Raw genomic sequence first — 25369 nt, 5'->3', positions numbered from 1 at the left:
TATTTCTCATAGCTATCTATATCAAACAAAAACACTTAATATTTTAGATTATTAATTGTTTCAATTACTTTTGCAAAAAATTAATGAGATCAAATGCTCATTATAAATTGAAATCGATTATAAAATTAAATTCATAATATCATGGCAAGTACTGCAGATTTTAAGAATGGAATGTGTATCCATTATAAGGATGATTTATATACAATTATTCAATTTCAACACGTTAAACCAGGAAAAGGTCCAGCTTTCGTAAGAACTAAGCTTAAAAACGTTAAAACTGGTAAAATTATCGATAACACTTTTAACTCTGGTGTTAAAGTTGATGTTGCAAGAATTGAAAGACGTCCACATACGTTTCTTTACAAAGATGACATGGGTTACAACCTAATGCACACTGAAACTTATGAGCAAATCGCACTTGAAGAATCTTTGTTTAATGCTCCTGACTTGTTAAAAGATGGAGATCCAGTTGAAGTTGTTGTGCACGCTGATACAGAAACTCCTCTATATGCAGAATTACCTGCCCATGTAACAATGCAAGTTACTTATACTGAACCAGGTCTTAGAGGTGATACTTCATCAACAAATTCATTAAAACCTGCTACAATTGAAACAGGAGCAACAATCATGGTTCCATTGTTTATTAATACCGACGATGTAATTAAAGTTGACACTCGTGATCACAGCTATGTAGAGCGTGTAAAAGCTTAATATCTGTAATCTTATCATACAAAAAGGATTCTTCATGGAATCCTTTTTTTATTCCCCTCTCTCAAATTGCCTGAAGAATCAATATTTACTAATTTAGAGGAAACCTAATTCTCTAAAAACCCCACTATAGTGATTAAGCAACAAGCCGTAAACAGTAAGTTTAAGCTAGATCTAATCTTAAAAATCACACAAGCAATCAACGAAAATTTATCTGTTGAAGATCTGCTCAAACAATATGAAGACATCCTATTTAACGAGCTAAAGATTGGCAAAATTGTCGTTTTTAAATTCAATTCTACTTGGGAGAAGTTGCTAATTTCGGGTGTCACTAATAATACTATTGATAATATCATTATAGAAAGTGATTTAGCAAAGCATGAAGAAATTACCTATATTTCAACTGACTTTCCCGAACACCTCAGAATCTTTGATTTCTTAATTCCGGTATTTCATAAAAAATCAGTTCTTGCCTATATTCTTATTGGCGATTTGGATGAAGAAATGGAAGGAATGAGCCCTGCCATTAAGCACCTGGCCTTTATTCAAACCATTTCCAATATTATAATTGTAGCCATGGAGAATAAGCGAATGCACAAGCAGTTGATCGCCCAAGAGGCAATAAAAAAAGAAATGGAACTGGCTTCAAAAATTCAAAACTTATTGATTCCAAATCAAAATTCACTACCACAAAACGAGTATATTGCATCACAAGGTTACTATCAGCCACACTTCGAAATAGGTGGCGATTATTACGACTTCATCAATTTTAATGATCAGGAATTGGGCTTTTGTATTGGCGATGTTTCGGGAAAAGGAATCCCTGCAGCCCTTATCATGTCAAACTTCCAAGCAACTTTACGAGCTCTTTTTAACCCAGATACTCCTTTGGACGAATTGATGAATAAATTGAATCAAAAGGTTTGTGAAAGCTCTAGCGATGAAAAATTCTTAACCCTATTCATAGGTGTTTACAACTACACGACCCGAAAACTTCGATATGTAAATGCAAGTCATCATCCTCCAATTTTGTATAACTACAAAACCAAAGAAACAACACTATTAAAAAAAGGCTGTATTGGCTTGGGAATGCTTGATGAAATTCCAATGGTATTGGTAGGTGAAGTTACCATTAAAGATCACTCAAAATTACTTTGCTATACAGATGGATTGATTGAATTAGAGGTAGATGATAAAATGGAAGTTGGCATGCAATTAATCAGTAATTTATTCTCAAATAATAAAAACCTAAAAGATACATTTCTTGATTTAACCAGGCACATAGATCTTGGTAAAAAGAACAAAGCTGTAGTGGATGATATTGCCTTGTTTGGTATAGAGTTTAAAGCATAAAAAAAAGGATCGGGTTACCGATCCTTTTTTATTATATTCTTAATTCAAATTATTGAATTTGAAAATCCTTCTCAGCAGAATTTGTTTTTCCTGAGGCATCAGTTAATGTAACTGTTAATTTGTACATTCCTTTTTTAGCAACAGTATTCTCTCCAAAACGAGTAGAAACTGGGAAACTTACAGACTTAGATTTTTCACCTTTAATGCTTGGTAATGTATTTCCTTCAGCATCTGTTAAATCAGAATTTGAATCAAAGGAAAAATCCTGATAAGTTTTCACCGTCATACCAATCGCATTTGAAAATGCAATTTGCACTCTGTATGATTCAAGCTCCATATCATCACTTGCTGAAAATGCCACAGTATAATTATCACCGGCTTTTACAGTTGCTGAGCTATTTATACTTGCCGTAGGCTTTTGTTCATCAACAGGATCGTCACCGCCTCCGCCTCCACAACTCATCATTCCAACAGAGAACAATACCATTAAGGCATACTTTAATAGTTTCATAAATTTTAATTTTTTGGTTATGATTTGGTTTTTGATTTTACTTTATCCTCTAAAAATAAAGCAATAGCATTAAATTAACAAGCCACAACTAAGAAATAATTCTTTTTCCCCTTCTGAACAAGAAAATACTTATCCGCAATAAGGTGTTCTTTTGTTACTACTAATTCAGAATTCTGAACCTTTTCCTTATTGATACTAATTGCATTTCCTTTGAACAATCTTCTTAACTCTCCTTTTGATGGAAATACCTCAGCTTTAACCGCTAAAAGTTCCAAAATATCAACTCCCGCTTCAAACTCCGTTTTATCTACATTAAACTGAGGAACTCCTTCAAAAACAGACAAGAAGGTATCTTCATCAAGTTTTTTTAATACATCAGCTGTAGCTTTACCAAACAAAATTTGTGAAGCTTCAACGGCAGTATTGTAATCCTCTTCAGAGTGAATCATGATAGTTACTTCTTTCGCTAAACGTTGCTGAAGTTTTCTTAGGTGCGGAGCCTCTTTGTGCTCTTCCACCAAAGCTGCAATCTCTTCGCGAGGAATTAGAGTAAAGATTTTGATGTATTTCTCAGCATCTTCGTCTGAGGTATTCAACCAAAACTGGTAGAATTTATATGGAGAAGTACGTTTTGGATCCAACCAAATGTTTCCCGATTCTGTTTTTCCGAACTTACCACCATCAGCTTTTGTAATTAGCGGACAGGTAATAGCCCAGGCAGTACCACCTTCTTTTCTACGAATTAATTCAGTTCCTGTAGTGATATTTCCCCACTGGTCAGAACCACCCATTTGTAATTTACAGTTCTTAGAACGGTACAACTCCAGAAAGTCAGTTCCCTGCACCAACTGGTAAGTAAACTCAGTAAAAGACATACCGGCTTTTGAATCGGCGCTCAATCTTTTCTTTACAGAATCCTTACTCATCATGTAATTAACGGTGATGTGCTTTCCGATATCTCTAATGAAATCAAGGAATGAAAAGTCCTTCATCCAATCGTAGTTGTTTACCATTTCCGCAGCATTCTCAGCATCTGAATCGAAATCCATAAACTTAGACAACTGGGCTCTTAAACACTCCTGATTGTGACGTAAAGTTTTTTCGTCCAACAAATTTCTTTCCTGAGATTTTCCCGAAGGGTCACCAATCATACCTGTGGCACCACCAACCAACACAATTGGCTTGTGTCCTGCTACCTGAAAGTGCTTCAACATCATTACACCAACCAAGTGACCAATGTGAAGAGAATCTGCAGTTGGGTCAATTCCCACATATGCTGATGTCAATTCTTTTTGAAGTTGTTCTTCTATTCCTGGCATCATATCGTGAATCATGCCACGCCACTGTAGTTCCTCAATAAAATTCATGTTTTCTATTTTTTTCCTTATTTGGATATACTTATCCTATTTTTTAATCGAACGACAAAGATAAGAATTTTGCCGTTTCTTTTCCCCTATTAAATTGGTTCTTAAGCTACCATTGCCACCAAACTCATAATGATTCCTGTAAAAAGTAGAATGTTATAGATAAAGGATACAAATACAAACTTAAAAAAGGTCTTTACCCACGATTGTTTGTAGTAGAATTTCATGGTCAGGAACAGTTGAACCGGAATTAAAAAGTACAGGTACAAAGCCAGTGTACTAAGAAACTCCAAGTTCACCATCAGCAACAATTCACTAATGATTACGAGCACAAAAATGTATGCATGAAAATTGAGTGAAATCAACAGATGTTCCAGCATGTAGTGCTTTCTTCTGATATACATTAAGGCCAGAGCTAAGGCAAAAAGAGGCAAAATAACCAAGAGTGTTTGTGATAACTTCTTAAAAGCAGTATCCATCATCAGCGAAGGATTTAACTTCCACATTTCAATAAGTTTTTTCACATCACTGTCTCCAATCAGACCGTCGTCTTTTTCTTTCTTTGCTTTCAAGGAATCTTTTGCAACATTCTTCTTGCCAATATTAATTGCAACGCCCCCATTCTTTTTTTTAAACTCTGCCAAGGAATCTAATTTCAGACTATCTACATCATACTCTTCCTCATCAACCATTTCCTCCAATAAGGAAACCATATCCAGTTTCTTACCATCATCCGTTTCAACAGTCAATTCTTTAGCTGCTGCACTTTCTGGTTTGTGATTATAAGCCAGCAATAAAAAGGCAAAAAAGGTTAAAAACAGGTACAATCGAAAAGGTGGTGTATACCGGGCTCTTCTCCCCCGCATAAATTCCCTAGTCAAGTAACCCGGCTTTAAAAACAGGGGAACCAGTGTATGTATTAATCTATTATCTACAGACAGTGCATCGCCTACAGATTCCGACACAACGGTCAAAAACGGACGTTGAAAACTTTTTGTTGACTGACCACAGTTCGAGCAGAACTTTCCATTAACGGGAAATTCACAATTGGGACAAAAACCTTCGAAATGCTGAACTCTTCTTTTGGGTAATTTTCTGAGGTACTTCTTAATTCTTTGCTTCATTATACTTCAACGGGTAGTTGTTTTTGAACCTTTTCCTTTATTTTGTCGGTAGTATCTCCTAAATCTGAATTAAATATATCGAATATGGTTTCTGACACTTGTACCATTGGTTTATAAAACAAGCTTTCCTCCTTTTTCTCCTTCGAAATAAAATCAAACTTCTGATCTAAAAAATTCACAAAGTATACCAATATACTTAAAATAAGAATCCCTTTTATCAGCCCAAACACAGCTCCTAACAAGCGATTTATCATACCTAAAGCTACTGCCTCAATCAAAGAATTCAACATCTTACCCAAAACGTTTAAGACAATCACAATTACCAAAAATGTGGAAATAAAAGCAATAATTCCCATGTAATTTGAATGGTAATCAAATTGGTTTTCAATGAATTCCGCAGTAAAATCTGAAAAATGAATGGCTCCGTAAATTCCTAAAATTAAAGCCAGTAAAGTAGCAATTTCAATAATTAGTCCTTTGGTAAATCCTTTATATATGGCATAAATTAAAGGTAAGCCAATTAGGATATCAAGTATGTTCATAATGGGTTAGTTATAATTATCAATAGACGATCAAAGATAATAAAAATCAACATAATGACCTTAATTTAGAATGAACTAAGACAATATACCTGTTAAAAAATATTTATATTTAAGACAGCAAAAACATTAAAAAATGGCATTTATCAACTCTCTTGTCAGCTGGTTAAATACCAAAAGACTTTCGCAAATAGATTTTTTCAAGGAGCATCCTATTGAAATACAGAAAGAAACTCTTACTCAATTATTGAATCAGGCATCTGATACTGAGTGGGGACGAAAGTACGACTTTAAGTCCATGCAATCACTGCAAGACTTTAAAGAAAGACTTCCTATACAAACCTACGAAGACATTGAAAAACATATTGAACGCCTGAGAAGTGGCGAACAAAACGTTTTTTGGCCTTCTGAAATCAAATGGTTTGCAAAATCATCAGGTACTACCAATTCAAAAAGTAAGTTTATACCTGTTAGTAAAGAGGCTCTTGAAGATTGTCATTTTAGAGGTGGTAAAGATATTTTAGCCATTTACACATCTCTTTATCCTAATACCGGTATTCTATATGGAAAAGGATTAACCTTGGGAGGTAGTCATCAAATCAACAACATGAACAATGATTCTTACTATGGGGATTTGTCTGCCATCTTGATCCAAAATTTACCTTTCTGGGCTGATTTTATTCGTACTCCTGATACTTCAATCGTATTGCTGGATGAATGGGAAGAGAAATTACACAAAATGACTGAGGCAACATTAAACGAAAATGTTACCAGTCTTTCTGGCGTTCCGTCATGGTTCCTGGTATTACTGAAACACATTCTAAAGGTATCAGGTAAAAATCACATCCATGAAATTTGGCCAAATCTTGAACTTTTCGTTCATGGTGGTGTAAGTTTCACACCTTATCGCGAACAGTTTAAAGAGATATTACCTTCATCTCAGATGAATTATCTGGAAACCTACAATGCTTCAGAAGGGTTCTTTGGGATTCAAGATAATCCAAATGATGAAGCCATGTTACTAATGCTTGATTATGGCATTTATTATGAATTTATTCCATTGGAAAATGTAAATGATGAAAATCCTAAAGCCATTAGTCTGGAAGATGTTGAGTTGTACAAAAATTATGCAATGCTAATTACTACCAATGGAGGACTTTGGAGATATCAAATTGGCGATACCATTCATTTTACTTCTAAATCACCATTCAAATTTAAGATTTCGGGAAGAACAAAACTATATATCAATGCTTTTGGTGAGGAGTTAATTATTGACAATGCCGAAAAGGCAATGAAAATAGCTTGTACTAAAACCAATTCGGTGATTAAGGAGTATACTGCAGCTCCGGTTTTCATGGATAAAAACCAGAAAGGAACACACCAGTGGTTGATAGAATTCGAGCAAGCGCCACAAAATATTGATGAATTTAATTACATTCTTGATAATGCATTAATGAGTCTGAATTCGGATTATGAAGCCAAACGCTACAAAAACATCACACTCGAAAAACCAATTGTAAGCATTGCTAAGAAAGGATTATTTTACAACTGGCTAAAATCTAAAGGAAAACTTGGAGGGCAAAATAAAGTTCCTCGTTTATCCAATAACCGAACATTAATTGAAGAATTGCTTAAAGACAATCAATAGCATATGCAGATTTTACTCATTTGGTTTTTATCTGTTCTTAACTTATATCAACCTACAAAAATTAATACTCCTTGCGATTTCTTCGAAATTGATCACATGGGAAATGTATATGTGGCAAATGGATCCCAATTGTTAAAGTACAACTCTGAAGGAAAGCAAGTTTGTAATTTTTCTGATTCTTCTTTAGGGAGTATCAGTTCTATTGATGTTTCAGATCCTTTGAGAATTGTAGTCTTTTATCGAGATTTTAATCAGATAATTTATCTAAACAATAAATTATCTACCATTGGCAATGAGATTGACTTGTACGATTTTTCGGATAACGAAACTGAAATTGTATGCAATTCGCAGAAAGGTGGCTTTTGGATGTACAACTCGATAGAAAAACAAGCCACTCACATCACCAATAATGGTGAAATAGCAGACCAAACTATTTTGTTGGGATCTTTTTTTGAGGAAGCAGAGATCACAAAAATTTACGAACACAATAGTTATCTGTATTTACTTTACAAGAATAAAGGCATTTTACAGTTGGATCAAAATGGTCAATTTGTTCGAAAGTTGTCTTTTAAAAATCTTCAAGACTTCCAGCTAATTGGAAACAACATCTATTACCAAGATCATATTGGTATCCATCTTTATCAAGCTCTAAATCAATCCCATCAATTAATCTATTCAAAAAAAGATCCTTCTAAGTCAATTATCAGATGCTATAAGGATAGGATCTTTATTGGAAATGAAGATTCTATCTCAATTAAAACTCTAAGTTTCTGATTAAAAACCAAGTGCATTTATTCTCATTGATAAGGGGTTGATATCCAAAAAAATATTACTAATTTTAGTTGCATTTTTCCACTAATAACTAAACATAAATATGCACATTGCTGTAGCGGGAAACATTGGTGCCGGGAAAACAACACTGGCTGGATTATTGGCAAAACATTACGGTTGGGAAGCTCATTTCGAAGATGTGGACGACAATCCATATTTAAATGATTTTTACGACGATATGAATCGTTGGTCCTTCGCCTTGCAAATCCATTTTTTAAATAGCAGATTCAATCAGGTTCTGGCTTTACGAGAATCTGGAAAAGATATCATTCAGGATAGAACAATATATGAGGACGCATACATATTTGCTCCAAACCTTGAATCAATGAATTTAATGCCTAAAAGAGATTTTGACAATTACCTGTCTCTTTTCGATATTATGAGTTCATTAATTCAGCCACCTGATTTATTGATCTACCTTAGAGCTTCTATTTCTACCTTGGTAGAGCACATTCAGGCCAGAGGTCGTGATTACGAAGAAACCATTCGACTGGATTACTTAAAGAGATTGAATGAAAGATATGAAGCCTGGATTAATGGTTATACAAACGGAAAGCTTTTAATCATTGATGTTGATGATATTGATTTCCTAAATAATCCTAAAGACTTGAGCTCAGTAATCACTAAGATTGATGCTCAACTTCATGGACTTTTTTAATTCTAAATTATGAGTTAATCATTATGAGTTGAACTTGTAATTTTTGATTCTTAATTCATAACTGATAATTATAATACAATGCATATAGCCGTAGCTGGTAACATCGGATCAGGAAAAACTACCTTAACAGAATTATTAGCCAAACATTACAAATGGGAAGCTCATTACGAGGATGTGGATGAAAATCCGTACCTAAATGATTTTTACGACGACATGCAGCGTTGGTCATTCAATCTGCAAATCTATTTTTTAAAAAGTCGCTTCACCCAAATAATGGATATCCGCAATTCGGGAAAAAATGTGGTGCAGGATCGTACCATTTTCGAGGATGCCAAAATTTTTGCTCCTAACCTATACGATATGGGTTTAATGTCGGAGCGCGACTTTAAAAACTATTGTAACCTGTTTCAACTAATGAGTTCAATGGTTCAAGCACCCGATTTATTAATATACTTGCGTTCTTCGGTGCCTACCCTTGTTAATCAAATTCAAAAAAGAGGTCGCGACTACGAAGAAACGATCCGATTGGATTATTTGAAGAACTTGAATAACAGATATGAAAACTGGATTTCCAACTATAACAATGGAAATTTGTTGATTGTTGATGCTGACAACATCGATTTCCTTGAAAATCCAGCTGATTTAAATAGTATTGTGGACAAAGTTGAAGCGAAGATTCACGGGCTATTTTAAAATCTGTAAAAGAAACCTATTGATAATTCGGGGAGTGAGATTTTATCGAATCCTAAATAATATGGATATTCCTCCCCAGATTCATCCTTTGCCGTAACTGAATCAGGAAAGTTAGGAATAAAAGTATACCTCAGGTTCATATCAAAGCTCCATGTATCGGATATGTGATATAAAAAACCAATATTTGGAGCCAAACCTACTTTATTTTCGGTAATTGTTCGCTTACTGTGACTAGAACCTGAAGAAGAAGCTGTATAATCGATTTCATTCCGATAATAAAAATATCCGAAAGCAAGTGAAGCATAAGGCCTAAAATCTCGGTCCCAGGCATCGAAATAGTATGATGCTCGAAGTAATGCAGAACCAATATTGTAGTTTACATCATAGCTTCCCAAATGGCTTCCATCCCAAAATTTATCTTGTCCTAGCAAACTAAAAGACAATTCTGCTCCAACGCTTAATTTCTTATTCAGCATTTTTCTCCCGGTCAAACGAAAGTTTGGACCTCCATTTGCCTGATCACCAAAATCGCCAAGAGGCAACTGGTAACCAATTGATCCACCAACAAAATAGTTTTGATCTTTATAGTACTGCGAATAAGATTCAAAAGAAAAAAACAGAACTAAAAACAAGAATAAATATCGCTTCATCATCTTTATTTAATTTGTTGGAACTAAATTATAAAAAAACCGGAAACTCAAATGAGCCTCCGGTTTCAATTTTTATTGTGAGTTCTATTCAATCACTTTTAATTCCTTACCAATCTTGATAAATGCTTCCAAAGCTTTATCCAAATGCTCTTTTTCGTGCGCAGCAGAAAGCTGAATACGGATACGAGCTTGTCCTTTTGGTACAACTGGATAATAGAATCCGATTACATAAATTCCTTCATCCAACAATTTTGCAGCAAATTGCTGAGAAAGTACTGCATCGTATAACATCAAAGCATTAATTGCAGAATCAGATGGCTTCACATCGAAACCAGCCTTTAATAAGCCTTCGCGGAAATATTGAGCATTCCAGATAACTTTATCTCTCAACTCAGTTGATTCGCTCAACATATCGAATACTGCGATAGAAGCTCCTACGATCACTGGAGACAATGAGTTTGAGAACAAATAAGGACGTGAACGCTGACGCAACATATCGATAATTTCAGCCTTACCAGTAGTAAACCCACCTAGTGCTCCACCTAATGCTTTTCCTAATGTAGAAGTAATGATATCTACACGATCCATACATTTGTGATATTCGTGAGTTCCACGACCAGTATCACCAATGAAACCTGAAGCATGGCTATCATCAACCATTACCAATGCATTGTATTTATCTGCTAAATCACAAATTTCGTTCAATCTTGCAATATCACCATCCATTGAGAAAACACCATCAGTTACGATGATACGATAACGCTGAGCCTGAGAAACTTTTAATTGTTCTTCCAAGTCGGCCATATCAGCATGCTTGTAACGGTAACGAGCTGCTTTACACAAACGAACTCCATCAATAATAGAAGCGTGGTTTAGCTCATCAGAGATAATTGCATCATCTTTTGTGAACAATGGCTCAAAAACACCACCATTAGCATCAAAAGCTGCTGCATATAAAATGGTATCTTCCATACCGAAGAACTTAGCTATCTTTTGCTCTAATTCTTTATGAATATCAGTAGTTCCACAAATAAAACGAACCGAAGACATTCCATAACCGTGAGAATCTAAAGCTTTTTTAGCTCCTTCCATTACACGTGGGTGTGATGATAATCCAAGGTAATTATTAGCACAGAAATTTAATACTGTCTCACCAGTATTCACTTTAATTTCTGCTCCCTGTGGAGTTGTTATGATTCTCTCGTTTTTGTACAAACCAGCATCTTTAATGCCTTGTATTTCTTCAGCAAGATAGTCTTTGAATTTTCCGTACATGTGTATGTTGTTTTAGATATTTGAATTATCGTTTGAAAATTACAATCCAAAATTACAATAAAATTCGTCTCTAAAAGCAGGGAAATTCTGTTTTTTATATGCCTTTTTCAACATACGGAAGTAATCTTTACTGTATTTCTTAAATTTTAACTACAATCTTACTTTTCCACCCCACACTCCCCATCAATATTGATAAACAATTAGATAGGAACAATTCCTGATTATTCCACAGAAAGCAGGAAGAAAAAAAATGAATCTTTTTTGAAAAAATATTGAAATAGCTGTTGCATTATTGAGGAAAACCTGTTAGTTTTGCATCGCAATTTTCCTCAAGAAACACAGTTCAAACGTGAGGTGTAGAGGAAAATTAGGAGTTATACTCCTCCTTAGCTCAGCTGGTTAGAGCACCTGACTGTTAATCAGGGGGTCCTAGGTTCAAGTCCTAGAGGGGGAGCAAAAAACTTTTCTTAATGAGTTTTAAAATATATTAGGAGTTATACTCCTCCTTAGCTCAGCTGGTTAGAGCACCTGACTGTTAATCAGGGGGTCCTAGGTTCAAGTCCTAGAGGGGGAGCAAAAAACTTTTCTTAATGAGTTTTAAAATATATTAGGAGTTATACTCCTCCTTAGCTCAGCTGGTTAGAGCACCTGACTGTTAATCAGGGGGTCCTAGGTTCAAGTCCTAGAGGGGGAGCAAAAAACCTTTCTTAATGGGTTTAAAAATAAATTAGGAGTTATACACTCCTCCTTAGCTCAGCTGGTTAGAGCACCTGACTGTTAATCAGGGGGTCCTAGGTTCAAGTCCTAGAGGGGGAGCAAAAAAAGCCATCCAATTTGGGTGGCTTTTTTCATATCCTTCCTCTCCTATTCAAAAAATCTTATATTTTTGTTGGGTTCAAAAATTTAACCCGTGAAAAATAAGTTACTAGCACTTCTATTCCTTTTGGTCATATCAATCCAATCAAAAGGTTTTAATCCTGTTCAACAAGATTCTATTCCCTATTTTAAAAACTCAAAAAACATCTTAAATCCAGGTTTGGGTAAAGAAGTTTTCAGCAGCAAGAACCTAATCATTTTTGGTGGTTTGCTAGGAGGTGCTTTCTTGATAGATGAATGGGCCAATGATAGAATTAAAGACAATCAATCTTCTTTTGCAGGAAAATACACAGATTTCTTTAATGAATTTGGAGAAAAAAAGATTATTGCACCTTCGATAGTGGCAACATGGGCAATTGGTGCAATTATAAAAGACGAAAGACTTTCCAATACAGCTCTAAACTCTGCAAAAGCATTGGCTACTGGAGCAATTTTAACCGAAGGGATTAAAATTATTGCTGGTCGTTCTCGTCCTGATCAGATGCATGGCAATATGCACTTTGATGCTTTTGGAGGAAATACCAACAACACCAAATCATTTCCATCGGGACATGCATTTGTGGCATGGTCTGTGTTCACACCTTTTGCCGAAGAATATAGCAAATGGATTTATGTAATTCCAGCATCGGTAAGTTTAGCAAGAATGTACCGAAACAGACACTGGTTCTCAGATGTTGTTTTAGGTGGAGGAATTGGCTATTTTGCAGGCCTTTATTTTCACAAACGCAAAAATCAGAGGGTATTATTTAGTGGAAATGGAATAGTAATCAAATTTTAAACAACAACACAAACAACCTACACAACCAATTTTTTTTAGTTATGAGTATTACTAAAGTATTTAAAAAATTTCCCAGAACCTTTTGGGTAGCCAACACCATTGAGCTTTTCGAACGATGGGCTTGGTATGGCTTTTTTATGCTATTTGCCAACTACCTTACAGGATCAACAGATATTGGAGCACTTGGATTATCGCAGGCACAAAAAGGAATTATCATGGGGGTTGGAACTGGTATTTTATACTTCCTTCCTGTTATTACTGGTGCAATTGCGGACAAATACGGGTATAAACGTGTTTTAGGAATTTCATTTGTTGTATATAGTACAGCTTTCATTGCCCTGCCTCTATTCAATACTTTTGCAGGAGTATTTACCATGTATCTATACTTGGCATTAGGTGCAGCTTTATTTAAGCCTATTATATCAGCTACGGTAGCAAAAACGACCGACGAAGAAACCTCATCAATTGGATTTGGAATCTTTTATATGATGGTTAACATTGGTGCATTTATCGGTCCTTTGGTAACACTTGCATACAAAGACAGTGGCTACACTACTGTTTTCTATATTTCTGCTGGTGTAATCTTAATCAATTTTATCTTGATTCTGTTTTACAAGGAACCTGAAAGAGCAATCAAACAAGAATCATTAGGAGAAGCAATTGGTAATGTATTCAGAAATATAGGAACCGCACTAAGCGATTTTAAATTCGTAATTTTCCTTCTTCTAGTTGCAGCATTCTGGAGCATGTACTATCAATTATTCTTTACCTTGCCTGTATTTATTACACAGTGGGTTGATACTTCATCAGTTTACAATTTCTTCGAAGGTTTTATGCCTGCAGTAACGGAAACTTATGGCAAAGGTGGACAAATGGACTCAGAGTTTATCGTGAATTTCGATGCCATGTTCATCATCATCTTCCAGATTATCATCTCATCAATTGTAATGAAACTAAAGCCATTAAAAGCAATGATGGGTGGGATTTTGGTTTGTACCATTGGTATGGCACTAACCCTTTACACACAAAATGTATTGTTTGTAATTACAGCAATCTTTATTTTCTCGATTGGTGAAATGGCCAGTTCTCCAAAAATTACAGAATACATTGGTAGAATTGCGCCAAAAGATAAAGTTGGTTTATACATGGGATGTTCTTTCTTACCTGTTTTTGCAGGTAGTACTCTTGGTGGGGTAATCTCAGGTAATGTATATGGCAGCATGTCAGATAAGGTGAACCTATTGGTTAAAGAAGTGGAAAAAAGAGGTTTGGATATTCCTGCTATCTCTAAAGATTTTTCAGCTACAGAATATTTCAATAGAGCTGGCGAATTAATGGGTATGAACCAAAACGAATTGACTCAATTCCTTTGGAACACCTACAATCCAGATAATATCTGGTATGTGATTTTAGCAATTGGCTTATTTGCTGTTATTGCTCTTTATTTCTACGATAAATTACTATTAAATAAAAAATCTTAACAATTACCATCGCAAAATGGTTAATCATTCTTGATCCCGCTTCGGCGGGATTTTTTTGTATCTTTTTCATCAAAATATTATTGAATAATAAGGCTATATAGCAGATATTTCATAATTTGGCCTCAATATTCCGTGCAACAGTAGTCACTTTTCCGTGATTTGTTCGTAGTATATACAACCACAACCATTTTTATGCTCTCAACCAAGGTATTAATAACGTACTAAGGATTTGTATATGATTAGAATTCTACGCACAAAACTCTATATACTAATTATTCTTTTGGCTAATGTATTTTCTGCATTGGCCCAAACTTCTGTTGATCAATATTACCAAAATACTGAAGGTAAATCAGGAGATGAATTAAAAACCGCTCTTCACAATATCATTAAAAACAATACTGTTTTACCTTATACATCGAGCAAATATGATGTTTGGGATGCTATGAAAGAGACTGATGAAGATCCCAACAACCCCAATAATGTCATTTTAATTTACACAGGACGTAGTGAATCGAAAAATTCCAAAGAATGGAATCGTGAACACATATGGGCCAAATCTTATGGCTTAGGAGATCCATACGATAATCCTGGTGCATCAACAGATATTCATTGTCTTCGCCCTTGCGATGGCAGCGTTAATACAGACAGAAGCAATAAATATTTCGACAATGGAGGAACGGCACATCATGAAGCAACAGACTGCAAATACGATTACGATTCATGGGAACCTAGAGATGAAATGAAAGGCGATGTTGCTCGTATGATTTTTTACATGACCGTTCGCTATGAAGGAACTAACGGAGAACCTGATTGCGAAATGACCAATGATATGAGTTTATATCGATCAGGCCAGTCCTATCATGGAAGACAAGATGCCTTGCTGGAGTGGCACAAGCAAGATCCGGTTAGCGATAATGAGATTGCTAGAAATAACATAATTCACAGACTTCAAGGCAATAGAAATCCATTTATAGACCATCCGGAATACGTCAATTACATTTGGTTGAACGAAAGTCCTGGTGAGCTCAATCTTACCTCTACAGTTCCTGTAAATAACACTTCTAATGTGGAAGTGAATGCGGAATTAATAGTGAATTTTACTCAAGAAGTTTCGGCGGGAGAAGGAAATTTAATTATTCACAATAAGGATGATAATAGTATTTTCGAAACCATTAAAATGAATAATACTTCATTGGTAACTTTCGATGGCAAAACAGTTAAAGTACTCCCTTACAATAATTTTAAGGCTGGAAATAGCTACTATATCAAAATAGAAACCAATGCCATTAAGAATGACGATGAGGAATATTTTAAAGGCATTGATAATAATTACACATGGGCATTCTCAACAGGTAATTTAGTACTCGATCCTCTTGAAATTACTGCCAGAGCTCCTCTAAATGAAGCAGAAAATGTTAGTACAGATATTGAAATCAGTATGGATTTTAATCATTCTGTAAGTGCTGGAAATGATAGTGATGGATTTAAAGTTTACAGTTCAGAGGATGATCTGATACAATATTTGGGTGCTTCCAATACGAGCATTGAGTATGATGACAATGTGATTACAATTAGTTTAAGCAACCAATTGGAAGAAGGTGAAAGCTATTACATTTTAATTGATGAAAAGGCTGTGAAGGATGCTGCAGGCAATTATTTCAAAGGTATTTCGGATAAAACGGAATGGACTTTTAAAACAGATAGAACCACAAGCATAGATGATCCTTTTACCAGTGATGCTAAACCTGCATTCTACCCTAACCCAAGTAGCGGAACCATTTATCTTACAAATCAACAAAATGTTGAAAAAGTAAGAATTATAAACCTTACAGGGAAACCAATTATAGAAGAAAGTGGACAAACTTCTTTAAGCTTGTCCAGCCTTCCAAAAGGCATTTACATCCTAACATTTGCTATGAAGGATGGAACAAGAATCTCGAAAAAACTAATCAAGAAATAAAAAAAGCGGTTGATGATTCAACCGCTTTTTCCATTATATCATTAGCCATTTATACAATTCCTTCAATTAAATGAAATATCGTTTTGTAATAATCTTACTTTCCATCCTAATTCTATCCTCATGCGAATTTTCTCAAAAAAGGTACAAACCAGATTGGGACAAATGGAAGAATTATAAATGGATTCTTAATAAAAATGTAAGAAATAATATTAACTCTGGCTTTACACTATATAAGAAAAATGCAAACTTTAATCTTATTCGTTACAATGAGAACAACCAGCTTGTAATCTGGGAGTTTAAACATCACAACTATGTCTCAATAGACAGTATTAATTTTTTTGAGAATATAGATTTAAGTAATTTTATTTTATATCCTGGCCAAACATTTAATAAAGAAGACATTCTTGAAACTTCAGTAAGAATCAATTCTGATTTAGACATTGACTTACATCTCAACTTAAATTCTGATTCTAAAATCTATGAGTACATTAATAAGGACAAAGTGAAGGGTATTATTGGCAAGGTTTCCCAAATGTCCCTTAGCGATGAAACTGGATACCATCAAGTATTATTTGATTTTCCAATAAGATCATACAATGTGGCAACTTTATTCTTCAAAAGAGATGATAGTTTTTTTATTCTAATACTTTTTCCAGATGACGGCTTGGTAAAGGATAAATTGAAGGATCTCAATTTGCCCGAATTAAATGAATAAAAAAGCGGGTGCTCCAATAATATATTTTGGAACACCCGCTTTTTCTTTCAAGTAATAACAATTACTAATTGATCATTACTCTTTCCAGGCAGCATCCTTCTTGTCGCCGAATACATACTTCACCAATTCAGGATGGTCTACAAATGGGTTACGATTCTTCTGGAAACCGTAAATGATATTGTTTCTTCTGATTTCATATGGATCTACTGGATCCAGCTCATTCCACTTCAACAAATCATCCAACTTACCCATACGAGCTTCTTTATTAATAACTCCTGAGTTATCAACTTTAAAGTCGTAACGAACTGCCATGTAAAAAATCATACGAGCAACATCACCTTTAGCGCTTAATGGCGGTTCATAAAATTGAGTATTAGATGTTCTAGGGCCATTCACATCGCCAAAATTTTTATTGCCTCTGGTACTGTTTTCTTTACTGTATGATGCTCTTAAATGATGACCATCGGTACCTGCTCCCTTATCGGTTCCAAAATCGCCATGCGATTTGGCCCAAACATGCTCTCTGTTCCATTCGTCGCTTACACCAGCGCTATGGTCATTTTTAGCTCTTCCTGTTTCTGTATAAATCTGCCATACTTGTCTTTCATCCGCCGGATTCTGATCACCTGCTTCGCACATGTCCCAAACATCGTAAGATGAACTGCTGGTATATGACAATTTAATAGCGCCAGTAGAAATAATTTCCTGCAACTCCTCTCTCAAATCATTTCCCTTAAGAGTAGATGCAGAAGTATAATAACTATCAGGAATACGAACCGACAACATGTGCTGTCCCTCTTCTACAGTTGCTACATATTCTTTTGGAGTATAATTCACGATAATCTTACCTTCTGAGTCTACATTAGGAGTCAAATAGTTCTCTCTATCTGGGTTCTTATCATCATCAGGTTGATCTGGTTGTTCAATATCAGTATCTGGTGCTGAATCATCACTGCTTCCCGAGTCACAAGAGAACAAGAAGAAGTTGAACATTAACAACAGTAATAAAATCTTTTTCATCGTTCTAACAATTTATTAAAAAATAGGGCATTGCTAAAGAACAATGCCCTAAAATTATTTTATCAACTTACTTATTCAATTGTAATATCATCAACTAATAAATCGTAAGCTTGTTCTTTACCAACTTTTAAGGCAAATAGAGATTCTCCTGCTGTTGTTTGAAGAGCAACATCAGTAATGTTTAATGTAACTTTAACCCATTCTCCACTTGTATCAATAGTTCCAGTATAGGAATTAGACGAAGAAGGTTCAATAGTTGCTGCTGCAGAATAATCTCCTAAATTAAATTTATCATATCCATCAGCTTTGTACACATTTAGAGATAAAGATTTACCAGAAGTACCTTTAATGTAGAATACAATTTTTGTTTTCCCTGTAGCATCAAATCCTTCTGGGACAGTAGCAGTAAATACATAATCATTCTTTGTTGGAGTACCTTTAAGTAGTAAAGCATTAGAACCATTATGCGCATCTGTACTTTGAGTTGCATAATCTTTCAAACCATAGCTATTTAAAGCACCTGTAAAGGTATCCCAGTTTTCAAAATCAGAACCTGGGAAAAGGCTTGCTGCATTGGTATCACCTCCATTATCGCCACCGCCAGTGTCGCCACCACCTTCTGTATAATTGAATTTCACGTTATCAAGTTGCCATGTTCCGCTGTTATCTTTGCTTCCTGTATACTTAAAAGCAATGTGAACTGTTCCCGAATATGATGAAAGATCGATATCACCCGAGTTCGTAAATTCACTGCTGTAACCTGTTGCATTTTTAGGAGCAAGTGTTACAGTTAGTGGCTGCCAATTAGCAGCAGTTAGATCCTTATCGAAATCTGTTGCAATAAATACTTCTAAAGTTTCTTCCTTAGAATAACCTGCCTTTGTTTCGAAGCTAAAGTTTTTATTAGCAGCAGCATCAAGATCTAAACCTGGAGTTACAACCCAAGCCTCCATAGCATCCAATTCTGAATTATAACCTGATGCCTGAATGTACTTATTACCACTGTACTCTTTACCAATCCAGTTTCTATCACCTGCTGTAGCTCCAACAAACCAACCTTCTAATGCCACATCACTCTCTGCAGTAACATTATCGAATGCCTCATTTAATTCTGTTACAGTAATATCAGCAGGAGGAGTTGCTGCGGTATTAAACTTCACATTATCAATTTGGAAAGTACCACCTTTTGTACCAACTTCTGCTTCGTACTTGAATGCAATGTATACTACACCATTATATCCCGAAAGATCAATATCTCCCGATTTTACCCAGTCCGAATACTTATCAGCTGTTCCACTGGCAATATTAGCAGACAATTCTGTCCATGTAGCAGAATTCACATCTGTTGCCAAATCCGTAGAAATCAACACCTTCAAAGTAGCACCAGTATTGTATCCATTCTTAGTCTCGAAATTAAAAATCTTATTCTCAGCATTGGTAACATCCAAACCTGGAGTAATCAACCAAGAAACATTTTTCGCATCTTTAGAATTGTATTCCGAAGCCTGAGCATATTTAGTACCATTGTACTCTTTTCCTTGCCACTTACGTGTTCCTTCAGTATATACATTATTCCATCCTTCAAATGCAATATCTTCGTAATTTACAATTGCGTCAAAAGCTTCATTTAAACTGGTAACTGAGTTTCCTAAAGTAACTTCACCAGCAGATCCACCACCAGTAGATCCGTCGAAACGATCACCAGTCATGTCAACATCTTCCAAAGAACGAATCATCATCTGCTTGTCATTACCAAACTTACTTAAAACACCAACAATGGTACCCGAACCTTGTGGTAATATTTCATCGTAGAAGTTGCTGTAACCACTATTACGTACAATTAGTTTGTTTCCTTTTGGACCAACAAGATCACGGTTCGAACTCTTATCCTTTTCTGCATAAGTTAAAGTACCATCTGCATCTTCAAACTGAGCAGCAGTAATCTTTACCAATGTACTAACCAATGAATTGTACAAATCGTTGTCTTTAAGCTCCTCAAGAGAAACTTCTTTTGGCTGTAGCTCTACAGGTAGACCATTCAAGAAGATGTGGTCTTTAATTAAACCTGGATCAATACCTGCAAGGTTTGTGTACTTACCATTCTGGAAAGTTCCACCTCCCAGCTGAACCAATCCATTGTAATCGCCCAAAACCAAGCCTTTTGCCTTAATGAATACCTGCTGACCAGGTTTCATCATTGAAGAAAGACCTTTTTCATTAATTTTTACTTCGATACCACCAGTTGCACCTTCGCGGCTATCCTGAACAATGATTTGCTTGTAGAAGTTTCCTTCAGTATCGTCAGATACAACATATCCTTCAATTACTAAATCTTCTTCAATAGTTTCAAATTCACCATTGGTATGTTTTGCTTTTAAATCAGCAATTGCTGTATTTGAAGTACCTTCATACTCAGGCACCATAATCTCTGGTTGGTCAAAATCATTGTCAACACAAGCTACAAAGCTGGTTGCAAGACCCGCTGTAATTAATGCAGCGTAGAAAAACTTTTTAATGCTCTTCATATCTTAGTTTTTATAGAATTTAGATTAAAAACGAACACTTAGGTTCACGAAATAAGTACGACCATAGTAGTAGTACAATTTATCTCCAAAATTACGATCTGAATCTACAGACGATCTACTCTGTTCGTATCCTCCGGTAGTGATATCTGTATCATCCAAAACATTGTTTACACTTGCATTTAAAGAAATGTAGTAATCATTAATTTTCCATGATTTACCAATGTTCAAATCTAAAGTGAAAGCTTCATCAAGCTGACGCTGATTAATCGTAGTATTCCAATCATCTGATCCTGGAGTAAGACCTTCAACAGCTTTAGAAGTTCTTCTTGCAGGATGGAAATCCAAGTATGTATCATCGTAATAATTGGCATTAATACCAGCCCACCAGTATTTAGGTGAAGAGTATTTTAATCCAACAGTAGCAGCTGTTTGCGGAGTCCCCGGAACATAGAAGTTCTTAGCATATACTGTATTGGTTTCACTTTCCAAGTCAATATCTACTGCAACCTCTTTCATTTCAGGTCTTGAATCATAAATATATTGACCTTTAGATGCTGCGAAAATCGCTGTTAACGTAGGTGTCAATTTTGCTTCAACACCAACTTCAACTCCCATGTGTTCTTTATCAATGCCTGTTAAAATTGCATTTACAAAAGCACTTTGTCCGTTTTGGAAGTTACTTGTAAAATAGTTTCTAACTTGAGTTTGATCCTCGAAACGAGTATAGAAACCTTTTATGCTTGCCTTAACAAAAGGTGAACGCAATTGGTAACCTGCATCGAAAGACATGATTTTTTCTTCCTCAAGATTATCAACCCACTTATTTCTTGTTCTTGCTGATTCAAATGCATTTCTCAGGAAAGGAGCTCTGGTTTGATAAGCAGCATTTGCAGTAAAGTAGTTACGTCCGTTTAACTTGTAGGTTAAACCTCCTTTAACGCCAAAGTTGGTAAAATCTTTCTTACTACTTTCTCCGTATGATTGATCAGCGAAGATCGCTTTTCTCATGTTACCTTCTCTCCACATTTTTGTCTGACTTACTTCAGCACCAATGTAACCTTCCCACTGGTTGTATACGAAATCAGTTTGTGCAAAGAATCCTGCTTTTCTCAAATGAATATCGTAATCGAAACCAAAAGTATCACCTTCTTTTACTTTTCTATCCGGATTATTCAAATCATTATCTCTCATTGAAGTTGGAGCATACTTGTCGTAATCCAATAAGTATTCAGCACCTAACAAATCGTCCATTACATTAAAACGGCTACCAATATAATAAGTGTAATCCAAGCCAGCTGTTAAATTCCAGTTGTTGTTAATTTCCTTTGTATATGTTGTATTGGCCATTAACTGTTCAGCATCATAACGATTCTCTTCCACATAATACTGTGCATTAGGATCGTTGCTATTCACCTGGTACATTCTGTCCCAATCGATGTGACGAACTTTTGGATCAGTTTTCCATAGTCTTGCAACCTCTTCAGGATTTGCTGAGTTACTAGGTAACTTATTGTAGTAGTCCGGACGTGGATCAGGAGCATTAAACCATCCTAATCTGGTGCTACCATTACGCCCAAATGTATATGAAACACCTGTTTTCAAATTGCTTTTCTCATTGATTTTCCAATCGTGGTTCAACATGAAAACTGGTTGGTGAGACTTGCCCACTCTTGAGTTTCTTTTATCACCATTCTGATATCCCCAGTATGGGTTATAGTAGTTATCGCCAACAAGATCGTAAACTTCCTGAGTTGATGCACCGCCTTTACCTCTTTCGCTAGGAGCTGCAAATACAGTAAAGTTTAAGCTATGATTATCATTCAACTGCTTGTAAGCAGATAGGAAATAGCTGTATGCATCGTAAAAAGTAGCATCAACATATCCTTCATCTCCCCAACGACGAGATCCAGATACTGTAAATGCCCATCCATTCTCCATTAATCCTGTTGAATGAGTAGCCATTACACGGTTAGCGTAACTTTTGTTTGAACGAGAGTAAACCAATTTGGTTCCTACTCTCTGGTCTTTTGCACTGGTGTTAATATTTGTTGTACCACCAACACCGCCAAATCCAAAATCATTTGAACCTAAACCGTAATATATTTCCTGGTTACGAGTAGCATCGTTCAAACCACCCCACTTGTACCAGTATCCTCTACCATTCTCCATGTCGTTCATCAACATTCCGTTCATACGGATGCTGGTATTGTCGGTGCTGTATCCACGAGTTTTGAATCGCAACTGACTGAAGACATAACCTGCATTCGAAACAAACACATCCTTTGAGCTTGCCAACAAGCCAGAGATGTTCTCTTTCGAACCTTCATCATCTAATTCTTCATCGGTTAAGGAAGAAAAGTCGAAATCCTTTAAGGATTGACTCAAAGCGCTTGGCACCAATTCAACCACCTTAAGGTCAATTGTGCTTCCTGCGACAACATTTACGGCCATCGACACGCTCTTAAAATCTTGTAAAATAAACTCCAGCAAGTGTTTGCCCTGCGGAACTTCAGAGATCAGAAAATTACCCTCAGCATCGGTATAAGTACTTAAGCTGGTACCCAATACTTCAACCTTTACCTGAGATAGATAATTTCTGTCTACAGAGTTTCTCACCTTACCACTAACATTCCCGGTTTGGGCATGCAATGCAAAAGATGAAAGTACTCCCATTAGTAGAAACAGAAGAATCTTTTTCATGAAATTAAATAATTTGATTAGTACAGTTAGGCATTCGGAAACTACCTACCTCTCCCCTGGTAAAAGCAAATTCCAAAAAACCACAAATTTGCTTTCAACGAATATTTGTTGAGGGATAATAAAATGGTGTGTTTTAACGATTGCAAAACTAATAATATTAATCACAATCTCATATTAAGAATGGGTTAATTTGATTAAGTGTTGCAATATCTGTTATCAATGATCGAGTTTAGCGCATAACTTTTGATTAACAACCATATATCAAAGATTACATAGACTAAAATCATTATTAAAAAGAATAATTAATGCCAATCAATGGTTAAAATTAGACCGTAATGAATTTCATCACTTTTTCAAGTTGAGTTTTTCCCTCCTAGGGAAGAATTCTTAAATAAACCTTTCTATTGTTTTTTAAACTATATTTTCAACCTTTGATTCGTATAATTAATACCTTATCCTTATTCTATTTTGCACCAAAAGCTATTAGATTTTCCTTACTTAAACTAAGATGTTAATAAGTATGCAAAGATCCTTTTTTCAATTTTAGATCGTCTACAAACTTAATGTACTTTTATAATCGCTAAAAAAGCTTTAATATTGCAACGCAATTCGTTGCCAACCATTTTGACTGTAAAATCAATCTATTCTCCCCGATTGATTGGGATAGTTTCCATTCCCTTGTTTTATTTAGAAATTTAGAATCAAACTATTGCAGAACATTTTCTGCCATAATTACAGAATTCACATGATAAGAATGAGAACAATAGCAGCCTTATTATTGGCTTTTTTAATGGTTTCATCTGGTGAGTCGTTCGCACAAAAGAAAGACTACCAAGTGGCCTGCGTAGGTTTTTATAATTTGGAGAACCTTTTCGATACGATTGACGATCCAAACAAACGCGATGAAGAATACCTACCAGGAGGAAAAAGAAAATGGAGCAAAGCCAGGTATGAAGACAAACTTTTCAATATGGCTCACATCATTTCTCTAATGGGAAAAAATGGTGTACAAGAGGGAGTATCAATTCTTGGTGTTTCGGAGATTGAAAACCGAAGAGTATTGGAAGATTTGGTACAACAGTCTCCAATTAAAAACAGAAACTACCAAATTGCACATTTCGAATCGCCTGATAAGCGTGGTATTGATGTAGGTTTATTGTACAACCCTGATCATTTTAAACTTTTGGATCAGAAAAAATACAAGTATCAGCCACTTAAAGAAAATGGAGATACACTTTACACGCGCGATCAGTTATTGGTAAGCGGATTGTTATTTGGAGATAAAGTACATGTAATTGTAAACCACTGGCCATCGCGATATGGTGGTGAAAAGAAAAGTCGTCCTAATAGAAATGGCGCTGCTGCAGTTACTCGTTCTATTGCCGATTCACTTTTAAAAGATGATGCCAACGCAAAAATCTTTATCATGGGCGATTTAAACGACGACCCAATCAACGAAAGTGTGAAGAAAGTAATTGGTACCAAAGCAAGCAAAAAGAAGGTACAAGGAGGTTTATTCTACAATCCTTGGGAAAATCTATACAAAAATGGAATTGGAACCCTTGCTTACCGCGATAGCTGGAATTTGTTCGATCAAATTCTTCTTTCAAATCCTTTGGTACACACAAAGGGCGGATTCACTTACCTGAAATCGGAAATACTAAGAGAAAAATTCATGTTTACCGAGAATGGACGTTACAAAGGATATCCTAAAAGAACTTTTTCATTTGACAACTACGTAGGTGGTTATAGCGATCACCTGCCAGTGTTTGTTTATCTTGTAAAAGAGAAATAAAGCACTGATAACTTTTATTTGGAAAGGCTGAATCTTTAATGGGTTCAGCCTTTTTTTATAAACAAGAATTACGAAATCAGCATAAGGGTGGGCTGTACCTAAGCAATGATTTGTATTTATATCAGAAGGGTGATAGGTATCCCCTGTCTCGAGCAAATGACATCC

The 25369-nt window shown here is 35.5% G+C and carries 20 protein-coding genes and 4 tRNA genes; 15 read left to right on the top strand and 9 right to left on the bottom strand.

Going from position 1 to position 25369, the window contains the following annotated elements:
• The first annotated feature begins 141 nt into the window (after positions 1 to 141).
• Both efp and BXY64_RS01635 read left to right on the top strand, forming a co-directional pair.
• A complete protein-coding gene (gene efp / locus BXY64_RS01640) occupies positions 142 to 711 on the top strand; it encodes an elongation factor P (RefSeq protein WP_120238242.1) in 570 nt (189 codons plus the stop codon).
• A gap of 129 nt (positions 712 to 840) precedes the next feature.
• Positions 841 to 2061, top strand: coding sequence for a GAF domain-containing SpoIIE family protein phosphatase (locus BXY64_RS01635; RefSeq protein ID WP_120238241.1), 1221 nt, complete (start codon positions 841 to 843; stop codon positions 2059 to 2061).
• Between the two features lie 49 nt (positions 2062 to 2110).
• Here the strand turns inward: BXY64_RS01635 and BXY64_RS01630 are convergent, their stop codons facing one another.
• The 4 genes from BXY64_RS01630 to BXY64_RS01615 all read right to left on the bottom strand — a co-directional run bounded on the left by BXY64_RS01630 (position 2111) and on the right by BXY64_RS01615 (position 5602).
• Positions 2111 to 2572, bottom strand: coding sequence for a DUF4625 domain-containing protein (locus BXY64_RS01630; RefSeq protein ID WP_120238240.1), 462 nt, complete (start codon positions 2570 to 2572; stop codon positions 2111 to 2113).
• A 74-nt stretch (positions 2573 to 2646) separates the two neighbouring features.
• The gene (gene tyrS / locus BXY64_RS01625) at positions 2647 to 3939 is read right to left on the bottom strand and encodes a tyrosine--tRNA ligase (RefSeq protein ID WP_120238239.1); all 1293 of its coding nucleotides are present in this window, start codon (positions 3937 to 3939) and stop codon (positions 2647 to 2649) included.
• 101 nt (positions 3940 to 4040) lie between these two features.
• Positions 4041 to 5060, bottom strand: a complete 1020-nt coding sequence (locus BXY64_RS01620; protein ID WP_120238238.1) for a DUF3667 domain-containing protein — start codon at positions 5058 to 5060, stop codon at positions 4041 to 4043.
• Complete coding sequence (locus BXY64_RS01615; RefSeq protein ID WP_120238237.1) at positions 5060 to 5602, bottom strand: CvpA family protein; 543 nt, start codon at positions 5600 to 5602, stop codon at positions 5060 to 5062. The genes BXY64_RS01620 and BXY64_RS01615 overlap by 1 nt, the downstream gene beginning before the upstream one ends.
• Before the next feature lie 133 nt (positions 5603 to 5735).
• Between BXY64_RS01615 and BXY64_RS01610 the strand changes: the two genes are divergently transcribed.
• The 4 genes from BXY64_RS01610 (at position 5736) to BXY64_RS01595 (ending at position 9429) form a co-directional block, all read left to right on the top strand.
• Positions 5736 to 7247, top strand: coding sequence for a GH3 auxin-responsive promoter family protein (locus tag BXY64_RS01610; RefSeq protein ID WP_120238236.1), 1512 nt, complete (start codon positions 5736 to 5738; stop codon positions 7245 to 7247).
• A 3-nt stretch (positions 7248 to 7250) separates the two neighbouring features.
• Positions 7251 to 8021 (top strand): hypothetical protein, encoded by a 771-nt coding sequence (locus tag BXY64_RS01605; RefSeq protein WP_120238235.1) that lies wholly within the window; start codon positions 7251 to 7253, stop codon positions 8019 to 8021.
• 100 nt (positions 8022 to 8121) lie between these two features.
• Positions 8122 to 8736, top strand: coding sequence for a deoxynucleoside kinase (locus BXY64_RS01600; RefSeq protein ID WP_110363597.1), 615 nt, complete (start codon positions 8122 to 8124; stop codon positions 8734 to 8736).
• Positions 8737 to 8814: 78 nt separating this feature from the next.
• Positions 8815 to 9429, top strand: coding sequence for a deoxynucleoside kinase (locus tag BXY64_RS01595; RefSeq protein WP_120238234.1), 615 nt, complete (start codon positions 8815 to 8817; stop codon positions 9427 to 9429).
• Here BXY64_RS01595 and BXY64_RS01590 read toward each other — a convergent pair.
• Complete coding sequence (locus BXY64_RS01590) at positions 9426 to 10079, bottom strand: outer membrane beta-barrel protein (RefSeq protein ID WP_170150545.1); 654 nt, start codon at positions 10077 to 10079, stop codon at positions 9426 to 9428. The genes BXY64_RS01595 and BXY64_RS01590 overlap by 4 nt on opposite strands.
• An 84-nt stretch (positions 10080 to 10163) precedes the next feature.
• Positions 10164 to 11354 carry a glycine C-acetyltransferase gene (kbl, locus tag BXY64_RS01585; protein WP_120238232.1) on the bottom strand — a complete coding sequence of 397 codons (1191 nt, stop codon included), beginning with the start codon at positions 11352 to 11354 and terminating at the stop codon, positions 10164 to 10166.
• A 380-nt stretch (positions 11355 to 11734) separates the two neighbouring features.
• Here kbl and BXY64_RS01580 point away from each other — a divergent pair.
• From BXY64_RS01580 to BXY64_RS01545, 8 genes are all read left to right on the top strand, one after another.
• Positions 11735 to 11808, top strand: a tRNA-Asn gene (locus tag BXY64_RS01580).
• Positions 11809 to 11854: 46 nt separating this feature from the next.
• Positions 11855 to 11928: transfer RNA gene (locus BXY64_RS01575), tRNA-Asn, on the top strand.
• A gap of 46 nt (positions 11929 to 11974) precedes the next feature.
• Positions 11975 to 12048: transfer RNA gene (locus BXY64_RS01570), tRNA-Asn, on the top strand.
• Between the two features lie 48 nt (positions 12049 to 12096).
• Positions 12097 to 12170, top strand: a tRNA-Asn gene (locus tag BXY64_RS01565).
• A gap of 94 nt (positions 12171 to 12264) precedes the next feature.
• Entirely contained in the window at positions 12265 to 13008 is a 744-nt protein-coding gene (locus BXY64_RS01560; protein WP_120238231.1) for a phosphatase PAP2 family protein, read from the top strand.
• A gap of 41 nt (positions 13009 to 13049) precedes the next feature.
• Positions 13050 to 14489 carry an MFS transporter gene (locus BXY64_RS01555; RefSeq protein WP_120238230.1) on the top strand — a complete coding sequence of 480 codons (1440 nt, stop codon included), beginning with the start codon at positions 13050 to 13052 and terminating at the stop codon, positions 14487 to 14489.
• A 235-nt stretch (positions 14490 to 14724) separates the two neighbouring features.
• The gene (locus tag BXY64_RS01550; RefSeq protein WP_120238229.1) at positions 14725 to 16449 is read left to right on the top strand and encodes an endonuclease; all 1725 of its coding nucleotides are present in this window, start codon (positions 14725 to 14727) and stop codon (positions 16447 to 16449) included.
• Between the two features lie 70 nt (positions 16450 to 16519).
• A complete protein-coding gene (locus BXY64_RS01545) occupies positions 16520 to 17164 on the top strand; it encodes a hypothetical protein (protein WP_120238228.1) in 645 nt (214 codons plus the stop codon).
• A gap of 75 nt (positions 17165 to 17239) precedes the next feature.
• On the opposite strand, the gene BXY64_RS01540 is transcribed toward BXY64_RS01545, so the two are convergent.
• The 3 genes from BXY64_RS01540 to BXY64_RS01530 all read right to left on the bottom strand — a co-directional run bounded on the left by BXY64_RS01540 (position 17240) and on the right by BXY64_RS01530 (position 23409).
• Positions 17240 to 18184 carry an endonuclease I family protein gene (locus BXY64_RS01540; protein ID WP_120238227.1) on the bottom strand — a complete coding sequence of 315 codons (945 nt, stop codon included), beginning with the start codon at positions 18182 to 18184 and terminating at the stop codon, positions 17240 to 17242.
• Positions 18185 to 18255: 71 nt separating this feature from the next.
• Positions 18256 to 20709 carry a DUF5689 domain-containing protein gene (locus BXY64_RS01535; protein WP_120238226.1) on the bottom strand — a complete coding sequence of 818 codons (2454 nt, stop codon included), beginning with the start codon at positions 20707 to 20709 and terminating at the stop codon, positions 18256 to 18258.
• Between the two features lie 24 nt (positions 20710 to 20733).
• A complete protein-coding gene (locus BXY64_RS01530) occupies positions 20734 to 23409 on the bottom strand; it encodes a carboxypeptidase-like regulatory domain-containing protein (protein WP_120238225.1) in 2676 nt (891 codons plus the stop codon).
• 754 nt (positions 23410 to 24163) lie between these two features.
• On the opposite strand from BXY64_RS01530, the gene BXY64_RS01525 reads away from it, so the two are divergent.
• Positions 24164 to 25204, top strand: coding sequence for an endonuclease/exonuclease/phosphatase family protein (locus BXY64_RS01525; protein WP_211334388.1), 1041 nt, complete (start codon positions 24164 to 24166; stop codon positions 25202 to 25204).
• The last annotated feature ends 165 nt before the right edge of the window (positions 25205 to 25369 follow it).

It is taken from the genome of Marinifilum flexuosum (assembly GCF_003610555.1).
GTDB classification, from domain to species: Bacteria; Bacteroidota; Bacteroidia; order Bacteroidales; family Marinifilaceae; genus Marinifilum; species Marinifilum flexuosum.
The sequence above is the reverse complement of the archived record's forward strand: the minus strand, read 5'-3'. Positions and strand labels throughout refer to the sequence as shown.